Origin of the sequence: Komagataeibacter xylinus, assembly GCF_004302915.1 — a bacterium.
In the GTDB taxonomy this organism is placed as follows: domain Bacteria; phylum Pseudomonadota; class Alphaproteobacteria; order Acetobacterales; family Acetobacteraceae; genus Komagataeibacter; species Komagataeibacter xylinus_C.
Genome location: NZ_QQBI01000001.1, coordinates 36167 through 50768, shown reverse-complemented (window position 1 = coordinate 50768; position 14602 = coordinate 36167). Strand labels below are relative to the sequence as shown.

Annotated in this window: 14 protein-coding genes; 8 read left to right on the top strand and 6 right to left on the bottom strand. The window is 66.0% G+C overall.

The genetic code is table 11. From position 1 onward, the window contains the following. Positions 1-2 precede the first annotated feature (2 nt). The 8 genes from DV027_RS00270 to uraH are packed head-to-tail and all read left to right on the top strand — an operon-like array spanning position 3 to position 7495. Positions 3-239 carry a DUF4089 domain-containing protein gene (locus tag DV027_RS00270; protein WP_130730002.1) on the top strand — a complete coding sequence of 79 codons (237 nt, stop codon included), beginning with the start codon at positions 3-5 and terminating at the stop codon, positions 237-239. After that, positions 236-1609 carry an AtzE family amidohydrolase gene (locus DV027_RS00265; RefSeq protein WP_130730001.1) on the top strand — a complete coding sequence of 458 codons (1374 nt, stop codon included), beginning with the start codon at positions 236-238 and terminating at the stop codon, positions 1607-1609. Before DV027_RS00270 ends, DV027_RS00265 begins: the two co-directional genes overlap by 4 nt. Next, on the top strand, positions 1603-3195 hold the full coding sequence (locus DV027_RS00260) for a gamma-glutamyltransferase family protein (protein WP_130730000.1): 1593 nt from the start codon (positions 1603-1605) through the stop codon (positions 3193-3195). The genes DV027_RS00265 and DV027_RS00260 overlap by 7 nt, the downstream gene beginning before the upstream one ends. Next, positions 3189-4460 (top strand): allantoate amidohydrolase, encoded by a 1272-nt coding sequence (locus DV027_RS00255; protein ID WP_130729999.1) that lies wholly within the window; start codon positions 3189-3191, stop codon positions 4458-4460. Before DV027_RS00260 ends, DV027_RS00255 begins: the two co-directional genes overlap by 7 nt. Then, positions 4457-5686, top strand: coding sequence for a pyridoxal-phosphate-dependent aminotransferase family protein (locus tag DV027_RS00250; protein ID WP_130729998.1), 1230 nt, complete (start codon positions 4457-4459; stop codon positions 5684-5686). The genes DV027_RS00255 and DV027_RS00250 overlap by 4 nt, the downstream gene beginning before the upstream one ends. Positions 5687-5706: 20 nt before the next feature. Beyond that, positions 5707-6618, top strand: coding sequence for an allantoinase PuuE (gene puuE, locus DV027_RS00245; RefSeq protein ID WP_130729997.1), 912 nt, complete (start codon positions 5707-5709; stop codon positions 6616-6618). Further along, entirely contained in the window at positions 6615-7142 is a 528-nt protein-coding gene (gene uraD / locus DV027_RS00240; RefSeq protein WP_130729996.1) for a 2-oxo-4-hydroxy-4-carboxy-5-ureidoimidazoline decarboxylase, read from the top strand. Before puuE ends, uraD begins: the two co-directional genes overlap by 4 nt. Continuing rightward, entirely contained in the window at positions 7139-7495 is a 357-nt protein-coding gene (uraH, locus tag DV027_RS00235) for a hydroxyisourate hydrolase (RefSeq protein ID WP_130729995.1), read from the top strand. The genes uraD and uraH overlap by 4 nt, the downstream gene beginning before the upstream one ends. Positions 7496-7559: 64 nt before the next feature. Here uraH and DV027_RS00230 read toward each other — a convergent pair whose 3' ends face one another. The 6 genes from DV027_RS00230 to DV027_RS00205 form a co-directional block, all read right to left on the bottom strand. Continuing rightward, on the bottom strand, positions 7560-7820 hold the full coding sequence (locus tag DV027_RS00230) for a MafI family immunity protein (RefSeq protein WP_165399081.1): 261 nt from the start codon (positions 7818-7820) through the stop codon (positions 7560-7562). A 133-nt stretch (positions 7821-7953) separates the two neighbouring features. Further along, the gene (locus tag DV027_RS00225; RefSeq protein WP_110566483.1) at positions 7954-8982 is read right to left on the bottom strand and encodes an isocitrate/isopropylmalate dehydrogenase family protein; all 1029 of its coding nucleotides are present in this window, start codon (positions 8980-8982) and stop codon (positions 7954-7956) included. A gap of 173 nt (positions 8983-9155) precedes the next feature. Next, positions 9156-10928 (bottom strand): aminopeptidase P family protein, encoded by a 1773-nt coding sequence (locus tag DV027_RS00220; protein ID WP_130729993.1) that lies wholly within the window; start codon positions 10926-10928, stop codon positions 9156-9158. A gap of 26 nt (positions 10929-10954) precedes the next feature. After that, positions 10955-11473 carry a GNAT family N-acetyltransferase gene (locus tag DV027_RS00215; protein ID WP_130729992.1) on the bottom strand — a complete coding sequence of 173 codons (519 nt, stop codon included), beginning with the start codon at positions 11471-11473 and terminating at the stop codon, positions 10955-10957. Further along, complete coding sequence (locus tag DV027_RS00210; RefSeq protein ID WP_130729991.1) at positions 11466-12368, bottom strand: 50S ribosomal protein L11 methyltransferase; 903 nt, start codon at positions 12366-12368, stop codon at positions 11466-11468. The genes DV027_RS00215 and DV027_RS00210 overlap by 8 nt, the downstream gene beginning before the upstream one ends. Continuing rightward, complete coding sequence (locus DV027_RS00205; RefSeq protein WP_130729990.1) at positions 12369-14582, bottom strand: ATP-dependent helicase; 2214 nt, start codon at positions 14580-14582, stop codon at positions 12369-12371. Positions 14583-14602 lie beyond the last annotated feature (20 nt).

Here is a 14602-nt window from a genome sequence, read left to right as displayed (position 1 = left end):
AGATGAGCAGCGCTGTAAGCCTTTCACCTTCCGCGCCGGGTGTTGCCGGCGCGGGGGCAAGCAATGACCACAAGGTTCCCCCCGTGGCAGACATGGCCCGGATCATCGGCCTGAGCATTCCGGTGGCCTGCCTGCCCGATGTCGTGGCCAATACGGCGTTGCTGCATGGCTATGCCGACCTCGTGGCAGGCTTCGTGCTGCCTGATGACTGCGAGCCAGCCTACGAGTACGCGCCATGACCGCCCACGCCATGGGCGCAGCGCTTGGCATCGCCGCTGACATACGCGCAGGCCGCCGCAACGCCGTGGGCGTGGTCACGGCGGTCATTTCCGATATCGAGGCGCGTGACACCCGCTTCAACAGCGTGACCCGCATCCTTGGCCCCGCCGCCGTGGCGCAGGCCGAGGAAGTGGACAAGGCCATTGCCGCGGGCCGCGACCCCGGCCCGCTCGCGGGTGTGCCCTTTGGCGTCAAGGACCTGTTTGACGTGCGCGGCGAGGTGACCACCGCAGGCTCCATCGTGCTGCGCGACAACCTGCCCGCTTCCGAGGATGCAACCGTCATCGCCCGCCTGCGTGCCGCCGGCGCCGTGCCGGTGGCTACCCTGAACATGGATGAGTTCGCCTACGGCTTCTCGACCGAGAACGCGCATACCGGCACAACCCGCAACCCGCATGATCACGCCCGCCTGGCCGGTGGCTCGTCGGGCGGGTCGGCTGCGGCCGTGGCGGCGGGGCTGCTGCCCTTTACGCTGGGGTCGGACACCAATGGCTCGATCCGCATCCCCTCCGCGCTGTGCGGGGTGTGGGGGCTCAAGCCCACCTATGGGCAGGTGCCGCTGCGCGGGGTCTATCCGTTCGTTGCCAGCCTCGACACCGCAGGCCCCATGGCCGATACGCTCGAGGACCTGATGGCGGTGTACGGCATCATGTCGGGGCGGGACGTGTCAGCCCTGCCCGATGTGGCATCCGTAAAAGTGGCACGGCTGGGGGGCTGGTTCGCCCGCAATGTCAGCCCCGAGCTGACGGCTGCGATCGATGGCGTGATGGCGCATCTGGGCCATGACCCTGTCATCGAGCTGCCCGAGGTGGCGCGCGCGCGCGCATCGGCCTTCCTCATCAGCGCTGCGGAGGGCGGCAACCTGCACCTGCCCCGCCTGCGCAGGCGTTCCATGCAGTACGACCCCGCCACCCGCAGCCGCCTCATGGCAGGCGCCATGCTGCCTGCTGCCACCTATCTGCAGGCGCAGCGCTTCCGCCGGTGGTTCCGCGCCCAGGTGCACGCGGCCTTCACGCAGGCCGATGTGCTGGTGGCGCCCACCACGGTGGGTGTCGCGCCGCGTATCGACCAGCCTTCCATCATGGTGGATGGCAGGAGTGTTTCCGCGCGGGCCAATCTGGGCATCTATACCCAGCCCATCAGCCTGGCCGGGCTGCCGGTGCTCGCAACTCCCCTGGCCGTGGACGGCCTGCCGCTGGGCGTCCAGCTGATCGGCGCGCCGGGAGCCGAGGCAAAACTGTTTGCCGTGGCCGCCGAACTGCAGCGTGCGGGCCTTGCCGCCTGCCGCCCGCTTGATGCGGGTTACGCGCGGAAGGAAAAGGCATGCTGAACACGCCGCGTTCATGCCGGGGGATGGTCACATCCCCCCACCACCTTGCCAGCCAGGCCGGGCTGGACGTGCTCAAGGCAGGCGGCACGGCCATCGAGGCCGCTGTCGCTACCGCCGCGGCACTGGCCGTGGTCTATCCGCACATGACCGGCATTGGCGGTGACGCCTTCTGGCTGACCATGTGGCCCGATGGGCGGGTCGAAACCATTGATGCCTGCGGGGCGGCCGCAGGCAAGGCGGATGCCGCATTCTATCACGCGGCGGGCCATGACACGATTCCGTGGCGCGGCCCGCTTGCGGCCAATACGGTCGCGGGCACGGTATCGGGGTGGGAGATGGCCCTGTCATGGAGCCACGCCATGGCGCCGGGCCTGCCGCTTGGCCGCGTGCTGCGCGATGCGCTGTACTATGCCGAGCAGGGCGTGCCCGTTACTGCGGGAGCCGCCGAGATCACCCGCCAGAAAGTGGAGGAACTCAGGAACGTGCCCGGCTTTGCCGCGCAGTTCATGCCCGGCGGCAAGCTGCCGCAGGCAGGCGACATCCTGCACAACCCGCGCCTGGCCACGACCTTGCGCCAGCTGGCCGATGAAGGGCTTTCCAGCTTCTATCGCGGCACGGTGGCGCGTGAACTCGCCGCCGACCTGGAGGCCCTTGGCAGCCCGCTCACCCTAGCCGACCTGCAGGCCCACAAGGCGACGCACCAGCCAGCGCTCCATGCCCGCATTCACGGCGCGGACCTGTACAACATGGCCCCCCCCACGCAGGGCGTGGCCTCGCTGCTGATCCTGGCGCTGTTTGACCGGCTCAAGGCCGCGAACGCGGATGATTTCGATTACCTGCACGGGCTGGTTGAGGCGACCAAGCAGGCTTTCCGCTACCGCGACACGCATGTGGGCGATCCCGCCTACATGACCGTGCAGGCGCAGGACATCCTTGATGACCGCAAGGCGCTCGACCGCATGGCAGCGAGCATCGACCCCAACAAGGCGGCCCCCTGGCCGTGGCAGTCGCAGCAGGGCGATACGGTGTGGCTGGGCGTGATCGATTCCGACGGGCTGGCCGTGAGCATGATCCAGAGCCTGTATTTTGAATATGGCTCGGGCGTGGTGCTGCCGCGCACGGGTGTGGTGTGGCAGAACCGGGGCACCAGCTTCGGCCTTGACCCGCAGGGGTGGAACGGGCTGCAGCCGGGCCGCAAGCCGTTCCATACGCTCAACCCGGCGGGCGCGCGCTTCGAGGATGGCCGGACCATGGTGTACGGCACCATGGGCGGCGAGGGCCAGCCCCAGACACAGGCCGCCCTGTTCACCCGCTACGCGCGCTACGGCATGCCGCTGCAGCGCGCGATCACGGCGCCGCGCTGGCTGCTGGGCCGCACATGGGGGGAATCCAGCGTCAGCCTGAAATATGAGGACCGCTTCGATCCCGAGGTGATTGCCCGCATGAGTGCCGCAGGCCACCAGATGGAACGCGTGGCGCCGTTTTCCTCCATCATGGGGCATGCGGGCGCGCTGGTGCGCCATGAATCCGGCCTGCTGGAGGGGGCGACCGACCCGCGCAGTGATGGGTGTGTCGCAGCATGGTAAACGCAGGAGGCAGCATGGATCAGCCTTCGGGCCAGCGCGCGGTGGCGCGGTGCGCCGAACTGGGGCGCGCGCCGTATTCCGAGATGGAGGGCGGGCTGTTCCGCCCCTATCTCGGCCCATCCTACCGCGCCACCTGCGACCGGCTGGCCACGTGGATGCGCGCGGCAGGCATGACCACGCGCATGGATGCGGCAGGCAACCTGCTGGGCCGCTATGAGGGCCAGACGCCTGATGCCCCGGTTCTGCTGCTCGGCTCGCATATCGACAGCGTGCGCGATGGCGGCTTTTTTGATGGCATGCTGGGCGTCATCCTTGGCATCGAGGCCGTGGCCCATTTCGCGGCAGCGGGCAGACGCTTCCCCTTCGCGCTTGAAGTGATCGGCTTTGGCGATGAGGAGGGCTCGCGCTTTCCCTCGGGCATGCTGACCTCGCATGCCGTGGCGGGCGTGCTCGAACCCCCTGACCCCGCCATGAGCGACTGGGCCGAGACGGCAACCCTGGCCAGCGCGCTGGAAGGCTTCGGGCTGGATGTGGGCCAGATGCACAAGGCATCACGCAGGGGCGAAAACGTCCTCGCCTATGTCGAGGCGCATATCGAGCAGGGGCCGGTGCTCGAGGCCGAGGGCCGGGCCTTGGGCGTGGTCAGCGCCATTGCCGCCCAGCACCGCTACCGCATGACCCTGCGTGGCATGGCCGGGCATGCGGGCACCGTATCGATGGACCTGCGGCGCGACGCGCTGGCAGGTGCCGCCGAGATCATCCTCGCCGCCGAGCGCATTGGCCGTGCGGGCACCGACGGGCTGGTGGCCACCGTGGGGTCGCTTGACGTGATGCCGGGTGCGGCCAACGTGGTGCCGGGCGAGGTGGTGTTCACCCTTGACGTGCGTGCTGGCACCAATGCCGTGCGTGACCGCGCGGCACGCGAAATCCTTGCCGTGGCCCAGGCCGTGGCAAAGGCGCGCAGGCTGAAGCTCGCCATCAGCATGCAGCAGGATCTCGACGCCACCCCGTGCGATCCGCGCCTGACATCCTTCATGGAACAGGCCGTGCGCGACGTGACGGGCGCTGACCCGCGCCTTGTGGTCAGCGGGGCCGGGCATGATGCCATGATCATGGCGCATCTGGCCCCGGTTTCCATGCTGTTCATCCGCTGCGCGGGCGGCATCAGCCATAATCCGGCGGAATCCGTAACCGATGCGGATACGGATGCGGCGCTGCGGGCCATGATTGCCTTTATTGGACTTTTTGAGAGACATTTCGGATGACCCAGACATTTTTCGGCCAGATCAACCCTCCCGCCCGGCTGCTCATGGGGCCGGGGCCGGTCAACGCGCATCCGCGCGTGCTGCGCGCCATGGCCGCCGACATGCTGGGCCAGTTCGACCCCGAAATGACCGACTACATGAACCAGACGATGGACCTCTACCGTCAGGTGTTCATGACCAACAACCGTTGGACCATGCTGGTCGATGGCACGGCGCGCGCGGGCATCGAGGCGGCCCTCGTCTCGCTGGTCGAGCCGGGCATGAAGCTGCTGATCGTGCGCGCGGGGCGTTTTGGCCTGCTGCTTTCCGAGATCGCCCAGCGCATCGGCGCCGAGATCGTGACGCTGGACCTGCCCTGGGGCGAGGTGGCCAGCCTTGACCAGATCGAGGAGGCCATCATCACCCACCGCCCGCATGTGCTGGCGTGCATTCATGGCGATACGTCCACCACCATGGCACAGCCGCTCGATGGGGTGGGGGCGCTTTGCCGCAAATATGATGTGCTCTCCTATGTCGACACCACGGCAACGCTGGGCGGCATGGAAGTGGCCACCGATCGCTGGGGCGTGGACGTGGTGAGTTCGGGCCTGCAGAAATGCATGGGCGGCCCGCCGGGCTCGGCCCCCATCACCATCTCCGACCGCGCGGCAGAGCACATCTTCGCCCGCCGCCATGTCGAGGCCGGCATCCGCGGCAGCGACACCACGGACGGCACGCGCGCGCGCATTCCCTCGAACTATTTCGACCTGGCCATGATCATGGATTACTGGTCGGAAAAGCGGCTGAACCACCACACCGAGGCCACCACCATGCTCTATGGCGCGCGTGAAGCCGCCCGCGTGGTGCTGGAGGAAGGGCTGCAGGCCCGTTTCGCCCGCCATGCCAAGGCATCGCGCGCGGTGTGCGCCGGGCTGCGCGCCATGGGGCTGGAACTGTTTGGTGGCGACGAACACCGCATGACCAACGTGACCGGCGTGTACATTCCCAAGGGCATTGATGGCGAAAAGGTGCGCGGCCGCATGCGCGAGGATTTCGAGATCGAGATCGGCTCCGCCTTCGGTCCGCTGCAGGGTAAAATCTGGCGCATTGGCGCCATGGGCTACAACGCCGAGAAGCACAAGGTGCTGCTGACCATGGGCGCACTCGAAACCGTGCTGCGCCATGAGGGCCACGGCTTTGGCGCAGGCGCAGGCGTTGATGCCGCCCTTGCCGCCTATAACGACTGATAACAGGAGACCACGGCGTAATGTCTGATACAGGTGCCTATCCGCGCGACATGGTTGGTTATGCGGGCAACCCGCCAGATGCAAAATGGCCTGGCGGGGCGCGGATCGCGGTCCAGTTCGTCATCAATTACGAGGAGGGGGCCGAGAATTCGGTTCTCCATGGTGATCGTGGGTCGGAGGCATTCCTGTCCGAGATGGTGGGGGCGCAGTCCATTCCCGGCGCCCGCGCCATTGCGATGGAAAGCCTGTATGAATACGGTTCGCGTGCCGGGTTCTGGCGGCTGCACCGCATCTTTACGCAGCGCAAGCAGCCGCTCACGGTGTTTGCCGTGGCCGCCGCCATGGCGCGCAACCCCGCAGCGGTTGCCGCAATGAAGGATGCCGGGTGGGAAATCGCCTCCCACGGGCTGCGCTGGATCGACTACCAGCACGTGCCCGAGGCGGTGGAGCGTGCCCACATTCTTGAATGCATCGCGCTGCATGAAAAGCTGACCGGCTCGCGCCCGCTGGGCTGGTACCAGGGCCGCACCAGCCCCAACACCGCCCGCATCGTGGCGGAGGAGGGCGGTTTTGTGTACGACGCCGATTCCTATGCCGATGACCTGCCCTACTACGACCGCAGTTCCGGCCGGGCGCAGCTGATCGTGCCCTATACGCTCGATGTGAATGACATGCGCTTCGTGGCGCTGAACGGCTTTACCGAGGGTGAGCAGTTCTTCAACTACCTGCGCGACACGTTTGATGAACTGTACGAGGAAGGGGCGGACAGGCCGCGCATGATGTCCGTCGGCCTGCACTGCCGCGTGGCGGGTCGCCCCGGCCGTGCGCGGGCGGTGGCGCGCTTCCTCGACTATATCGCCCAGCGCGAGAAGGTCTGGGTCGCCACCCGTCTGGATATTGCCCGTCACTGGCTGGAGACGCACCCGGCATGAACCGCATCTTTGACCGGGTGAATTCACTCTCCGCCGTGCGGTTTGTCGAGCTGTTTGGCCCGATTTACGAGCATTCGCCATGGGTGGCCCAGCGCGCCCATGGGCATGCGCCCTTCAGTGGGCACGAAGCCATGCTGGCCGCCATGGCGCTGGTGCTGGAACAGGCGGATGAGGCCGAAAAGATGGCCCTCATCCGCGCCCATCCTGAACTGGCACAGCGCATGGGGGTGGACCCCACGCTCACCTCGGCCTCGGCTGCGGAACAGGCTTCCGCCGGGCTGGACCGGCTGACGCCGGATGAGTTTTCCAGCTTCCGCGCGCTCAATGAGGCCTATGCGGCCAAATTCGGCATGCCGTTCATCATCTGCGTGCGACGCTCGGACAAGCAGGCCATCCTGAACGGGCTGCGCAGCCGGCTGGAAAACACGCCCGAGGCCGAGCAGCAGACCGCACTGGCCGAGATCAACAAGATCGCAGCACTCCGCCTGGCCGATGTGCTCGAACGCCTGGAGCATGACCTATGAGCACGCTTTCCACCCATGTGCTTGACCTCGTATCGGGCAGGCCTGCTGCTGGCATGGCCATCAGCCTGTGGGCGGGGCAGGACTGCCTGTTCCGTGGCGTGACCAATGCCGATGGCCGCTGCCCTGAACTGGGCGAGCAGATGGGCGAGATGCGCCCCGGTGCCTACCGGCTGGAATTTGCCGTAGCCGCCTATTTTCGCGCGCAGGGCGCTGCCTTGTCCGAGCCGCCTTTCCTTGACGTGGTGCCGATTGCATTCGGCATGGCGGCAGCGGGGGCCGATGGCAGGGGCGGCCATTACCATGTGCCGCTCCTGGCCTCGCCGTTCGGCTTCTCGACCTATCGCGGTAGCTGAAAACCAGACGTTTCTGGTGAAGCTTTTTTCAAAAGCTTCAAAGGACATAACGCCTCACCGTGCCTCAGCGCGGCGGGGGCGCGGTGGGCGTATCGACAACCAGTCTGGCCAGATAGATCAGGCTCAGCGCACCAACGCCGCCATTGGGCAGCCGGGCCTTGAGCGCCACGATCTGCGCGAATTCCCTGACAGACAGGGGCACATTCTCATCACACAGGTGATCGCATAATATCCCGAAGGCCAGCGGGCATTCATTGAAATCGACATATTCCAGGGCGGACAGGCGTTTTTTCCTCTGGCATCCGCCCTGCAAAAAGGTGGCCAAAGGCCCGGATGTCTTTACCTGATATCCGTCATGCGGCCTCCATCCCATCATCAAAAAAGGGCCGTGGCGGTCATGCCACGGCCCTTTTTGCATGTACCCGCGGCAGGTTGCCCCGCCGCAGGCCATGGCAGGATCAGGAAACAGCCTGCTTCAGCGCCGCCGTCAGGTCGGTCGTGCTGGCCTTGCCACCAAGGTCGCCGGTGCGCACGGCGCCAGAGGAGATGACCTTCTCGATGGCCTTGTCGATACGGGTGGCCAGGTCCTGGCGGCCCACATGCTGCAGCATCATGTTGGCAGCAAGCAGCAGCGAGGTCGGGTTGGCCTTGTTCTGGCCTGCAATGTCGGGAGCCGAGCCATGAACGGCCTCGAACACGGCGGCCTTCTCGCCAATATTCGCACCCGGTGCGAGGCCAAGCCCGCCAACCAGGCCGGCGGTCAGGTCGGACAGGATGTCACCAAACAGGTTGGTGGTGACAATGCAGTCATACTGCCAAGGATCGGTCACGAGCTGCATGGCGCAGGCATCAACGATGCGCTCGTTCACTTCCACGCGGCCCTCATATTCCTTGGCGACCTTGCGGCCTTCTTCAAGGAACAGGCCGGTCAGCAGCTTGAGGATGTTGGCCTTGTGCACCAGCGTCACGCGCTTGCGGTTGTTCTTGACCGCATATTCAAAGGCATAGCGCACGATGCGGTTGCATTCCGCGCGCGAGGTGTAGCCCGCGCTGGTGGCGATGGCATGCGGGTCATCACCAACGGGAATGTAGTTTTCGAGTGCGGCGTAATAGCCCTCGAGGTTCTCGCGGAAGATAACGAGGTTGATGTTCTCGAAGCGGCCGCCCGGCACGATCGTTTTTGTGGGGCGCACATTCGCGAACAGGCCGAACTCCTGGCGCAGTGTCACGTTGATGGACTTGAAGCCACCACCGACGGGCGTGGTCAGCGGGCCTTTCAGCGCAAGGCCGGTGCGGCGGATGCTCTCGATCGTCTCCTTGGGCAGCGGGCTGCCGGTCGCCTCAAGGGCGGAAACGCCACCAAGCGCCTTTTCCCATTTGAAGGGGGCGCCAACCGTATCAAGGATCTCGACAACGGAGTCGACAATTTCAGGCCCGATTCCATCACCGGGAATCAGGGTAGCGGGAATTGTTTTTTCTGCGGACATTCTCGAACGTCTCCCTTTAGTGCTTGCTACTGAAAAGCGTTTCAGCATGCGCACCGGCTTGGCGGACCCGGTTCGTTGCCGGGTGCCCCGTCGGAACTGGTTAAAAGTCCTAGGCCCCCCAGTCCGGCGTGACAATCGGGCCACGGGGCCGGGCTGGCGGTTTTACAGTCACATTATCCGGCGTGCAGCGGTGCGCAGGCCGCCGCAAGCCATGTGCGCGCCTGAGTTTGCAGATGCGGTGCGATGCTTTCAAAAACCCGTGCATGATAGGTATCGAGCCACGTCGTTTCGGCGGCTGACAGGCTCGCCGCATCGATCAGCCGCCTATCAAAGGGGGCCAGGGTCAGCACCTCGAATTCCATGAATGACCGGCCGGCCTCGCCCACGGTGCTGGGCTGGACCAGATGCAGGTTTTCAAGCCGGATGCCAAACGCGCCGGGGCGGTAATAGCCCGGCTCGTTGGACAGGATCATGCCCGCATGCAGTGCTACAGGCCGGAACACGGGCGAGATCGTGGCCGGTCCCTCATGCACCGACAGGTAGCTGCCAATGCCGTGGCCGGTGCCGTGATCATAATTCAGCCCGCCCTCCCACAGGGCATGGCGGGCCAGCGCATCGAGCGCATGCCCGGTCACACCGGTGGGGAAGTGCGCGCGGGCAAGGGCGATATGCCCGCGCAGCACGCGGGTAAAGGCATCGCGCACATCCGTATCGGGCATGCCCGGCCCGGTCCATATGGTGCGGGTGATGTCGGTGGTGCCAAAGGGGTACTGGCCGCCGCTATCAATCAGGTAGACCTCGTTGGCGTGCAATGCGCGGTTGCTTTCGGGGGTGACGCGGTAGTGGATGATGGCCCCGTTCGGCCCTGCGCCGGAGATGGCGGGAAAGCTCTCCTCGCGGTAATCCGGGCACTCCTTGCGGAAGGCATCGAGCTGCTGTGCCGCGTCCAGTTCCGTGGTGCGGGCCGCATTGTCATCCAGCCAGTGCAGGAAGCGGCAGATGGCCACGCCATCAAGCAGGTGGGCACGCCTGCTGCCGTCCTGCTCGGTCGGGTTCTTGATGGCCTTGGGCAACTGGCACGGATCATCCTTGCGAATGACTATGGCACCGGCTTCCTCGAGCACCTGCATGAACCATATCGCGTTGCGGGCGGGGTCCACCTGCACGTGGGCCGGGGCGAGGGCGCGCAGGCCCTCCTCCAGTGCTGATGGCGGCAGCAGGGTCACGTCGGCCCCCAGCCAGTCATGTGTCTGCCGTGCCACCTTGGCGGGGTTGATGAACAGCGTCACCCGTCCGTCATCACGCATGATGGCAAAGCTCAGGCTGAGCGGGGTGTAGGGCACATCGGTGCCGCGAATGTTGAGCAGCCACGCAATCGAGGCCGGGTCGCTCAGCACCAGCGCGTGCTCGCCCGCGGCACGCAGGCTGGCGGCAATGGCTTCGCGCTTGGCCGCACTTGCCTGCCCGGCCCAGGCCTCGGGCTGGGGCACGCAGGGCGTGCAGGGGGCAGCAGGGCGGTCGGTCCAGATCTGGTCCACCGGGTTGTGGGCCAGTGGCACGAGCGTCAGCCCCGCATCACTGAACGGACGCAGCGCGCTCTCGGCAATCAGGCGCGGGTCGTAGCCGATGCGCAGTCTAGCCCCATGCTGCGCCAGCCAGCCTGCGGGCGGGGTCCGGGTAATGTGCAGCCGCTCCCAGATCGTGCCATCAACCTGCTGGTCCATCTGGGTAATGTAGCGCCCGTCGGAGAACACGGCAGCGCGGTCGGGCAGGATGGCCGCCAGCCCTGCGCTGCCGGTAAAGCCGGTGAGCCAGGCCAGCCGTTCCGCGCAGGGGGCGACATATTCGCCCAGATGCTCATCGCCACGCGGCAGGATGAAGCCGTCCACGCCCATCCGGCTCAGGGCGGCGCGCAGGGCATCGGGGCGGTTCGGAGCAGGCGACATGGGCGTATCCTTGATGGGGTTGGAACTCACACCGGCGACATGATGCGGTACAGGAACAGAAGGTCCATCCAGCGGCCATATTTGGTGCCGCATTCAGGCAGCAGGCCCCCATGCTGGAAGCCAAAGCGCTCATGCAGCTTGCGCGAAGCGATGTTGGTCGAGGTAATGCCCGCGATCATCACATGCACCTCCGCCGCCTTCGCCCGCTCGCACAGGGCCTGCAGCAGGGCGCTGCCAATGCCCTGGCGCTTGTAGGCGGGCGCGATGTAGAGCGAATGCTCCACCGTATGGCGGTAGCCTGAAAACGGGCGGAACATCTTCCAGCTACTGTAGCCCGCGACATTGCCATCGGGCATCTGCGCCACCAGCACGGGAAAGCCGCTGGCCTGACTGGTGTGCAGCCACTCCAGCCGGGCCTCGAGGGTGGTTTCCTGTGTTTCCCACATCGAGGTGCTGTTGCGGATGGCGTGGTTGACGATCTCGACAATGGCCGGGATGTCATCATCCGTCGCATCGCGGATCAGGAGGGCAGGCGTGTCAGCCATGGGGTTTGCGCAGGATCAGCGTGCCCCAGTCTCCCTCGCGCAGGTGGCGCTCGAGCACCAGCCCGTGGCGTCTGTGGGCGGCCAGCACCATGCGCACCTGCGTGTTGAGCAGGCCTGCCAGGATGGCGGTGCCACCGGGCATCAGGTTGAGCGCGAGGTCAGCGGCCATGCTGCATAGCGGGCGGGCGAGGATGTTGGCGAACACAAGGTCATAGGGCGCATGGTGGCGGATGGCGGGCGTGGACCAGCCATTGCCCAGATGGCAGTCAACCAGGTTGGCCAGCCCGTTCATGGCGGCGTTGCGCCTGGTCACCCGCACCGACCACGGGTCGATATCGGTGGCCAGCACCGGCTGGTGCAGGAGTGCCGCCGCCGCCATGGCCAGGATGCCCGAGCCGCAGCCAAGGTCGAGGATGCGCCGGGGCTTGCGGTAGGCCACCCTCTCGAGTGCGCGCAGGCAGCCGCGCGTGGAGCCGTGCTCGCCCGAGCCGAAGGCCACGCCCGCATCGAGTGTTATGGTAATGCGCTGCGGGTTGGGCGCATCCTCAAGGTGGGTGCCGCGAATGGCGAAGCGCTTGCCCGCAAGCTGCTCGGGGAAGGATTCATACGTGCGGGCCAGCCAGCCTTCGGCCTCGGTGTGGCTGCGCTCGAGTTCGGCATCCACGCCGCTGGTCAGGGCGGCGAGGATCAGGGCCGCGCGCAGCTCGTCCTCGCCGCTGCCGGTGTCCTTCACCCCTTCCACGCGCCACAGGGTCTGGCTGTCATCGAGTTCGAAGATGCCGATGGTGGCGCACACGGTGGCGAGGGCGGATTCATAGGCCTCGACCGCATCGGGCGGAACAGTGACCGATATGGTTTCAAGTTCGGTGGCGTGACGCCGGGGGGAAAGGCTCATCTATACCTGCTCAACAAATTTATCGATCACCCGCTTGGGGCCTGCTTTTTCAAACGCGACTTCCAGCCGGTTTCCCTCGACCGAGGTAATCGTGCCGTAGCCGAATTTCTGGTGGAACACACGCACCCCCACCTTCATGCCCGGCGTGGCGGCGGCGGCAGGGGTGACATCATGCACCCTGCGCGCCGCCACGAGCGGGAAGGGGGAGGAGCCGAACACGGCGGGGCGGCCGAGAAAATTGCGGCGGCTGTTGGCGCTGTCGCCCCGGCTTTCAATGTGCTCGGCGGGGAGTTCTTCTACAAACCGGCTGGGAATGGCGGACTGCCAGCTGCCATAGATGAGCCGGTTGGCGGCATGGCTGATGATGGCCAGCCTGCGCGCGCGCGTAATGCCCACATAGGCCAGGCGGCGTTCCTCCTCCAGCCCTTTCAGCCCGCCTTCATCAAGCGTGCGCTGGGAGGGGAACACCCCTTCCTCCCATCCCGGCAGGAACACGGTGTCGAATTCCAGCCCCTTGGCGCCATGCAGCGTCATGATGCTCATGCTGTCATCGCCCGCCTTCGCCTCGGTATCCATGACGAGGACGACATGTTCGAGAAACCCGCCAAGGTTTTCATAGTCGGCCAGCGAGCGCACCAGTTCCTTGAGGTTCTCGATCCGGCCCGGCGCGTCGGGTGACTTGTCGGCCTTCCACATCTCGACATACCCGCTTTCATCAAGCAGGTGGTCGATGGCCACGACATGCCCCTCGCGCCCGGCCTGCTCGCGCGCGGTGGCCAGCGCCTGCATCAGTGCGGTGAGCTGCTCCTTCGCCCGGCCCCTGATCTCGCCGGTGGCGAGCATTTCCAGCACGGCGGCGGTCAGCGGTACCTGGCGCTCGCGGGCGTGCATGTGCAGCTTCTGCAGCCCCGTTGCCCCCACGCCCCGGCGCGGCACGTTGATGATGCGCTCGAACGCCAGGTCATCGGAGGGCTGGCTGACCACGCGCATATAGGCAATGGCGTCGCGTATCTCGGCGCGCTCATAAAAGCGCAGGCCGCCCACCACGCGGTAGGGCAGGCCAAGGGTGATCAGCCGTTCCTCGAACGCGCGGGTCTGGAAGCCCGCGCGCACGAGGATGGCGATCTCGCTCATGGCGTGGCCATCGGCGCGCAGGCGTTCGATCTCGGCGCCGACCATGCGGGCCTCGTCATCGGAGTCCTGCACGGCAATCACGCGCACCTTCTCGCCTTCCGCATCCTCGCGGCCGGGGTGCAGCGTCTTGCCAAGGCGTTCCTCGTTATGGGCGATCAGGCCCGAGGCCGCGCCAAGGATCTGGCGGGTGGAGCGGTAATTGCGCTCAAGCCGCACCACGCGCGCACCGGGGAAGTCGCGCTCGAAGCGCAGGATGTTCTCCACCTCCGCCCCGCGCCATGAGTAGATGGACTGGTCATCATCACCCACGCAGCAGATGTTGGACGGCTGGCCTTCCCTGTGGGCCAGCAGGCGCAGCCACAGGTACTGGATGGTGTTGGTGTCCTGATATTCATCAACCAGGATGTAGCGGAAGTAGCGGTGATACTGCTCCAGCACGGCAGGGTGTTTGCGCAGGATTTCGGTCATGTGCAGCATCAGGTCGCCAAAGTCGCAGGCGTTGATCTGCTTCAGCCGGTTTTGATAGTCGGTATAGATCTCGGCGCAGCGACCGTTGGCGAAATCCGTGTCCTCGGCGGCCGTGATGGCGTCGGGCACGAGGCCGCGATCCTTCCATCGCTGGATCACGCCCATGATCGCCTGTGGCGGCCAGCGCTTGGTGTCGATACGGTAGGGCTCGAGCACCTGCTTGAGCAGGCGCAACTGGTCATCGGTATCAAGGATGGTGAAGCTGCTGGTAAGCCCCACATATTCCGCATGGCGGCGCAGCATGCGCGCGCATAGCGCGTGGAAGGTGCCCAGCCACAGCCCCTCCGCCGGTTCGCCCAGCAGCGCGCTCACGCGCTCGCGCATTTCGCGCGCGGCCTTGTTGGTAAAGGTCACCGCCAGGATCTGGTTGGGCCGCGCCCGGCCCGAGAGCAGGATATGCGCGAACCGCGTGGTCAGCACCCGCGTCTTGCCCGTGCCCGCGCCGGCAAGGACCAGCAGCGGGCCATCGGTTGTCTCGATCGCGTCACGCTGCTCGGGGTTGAGGCGGTTGAGGTATTCCGGCGCGTTGCCGGTAGGGATAAGGCTGTCCATCACGCTTTCTTCTATACCAA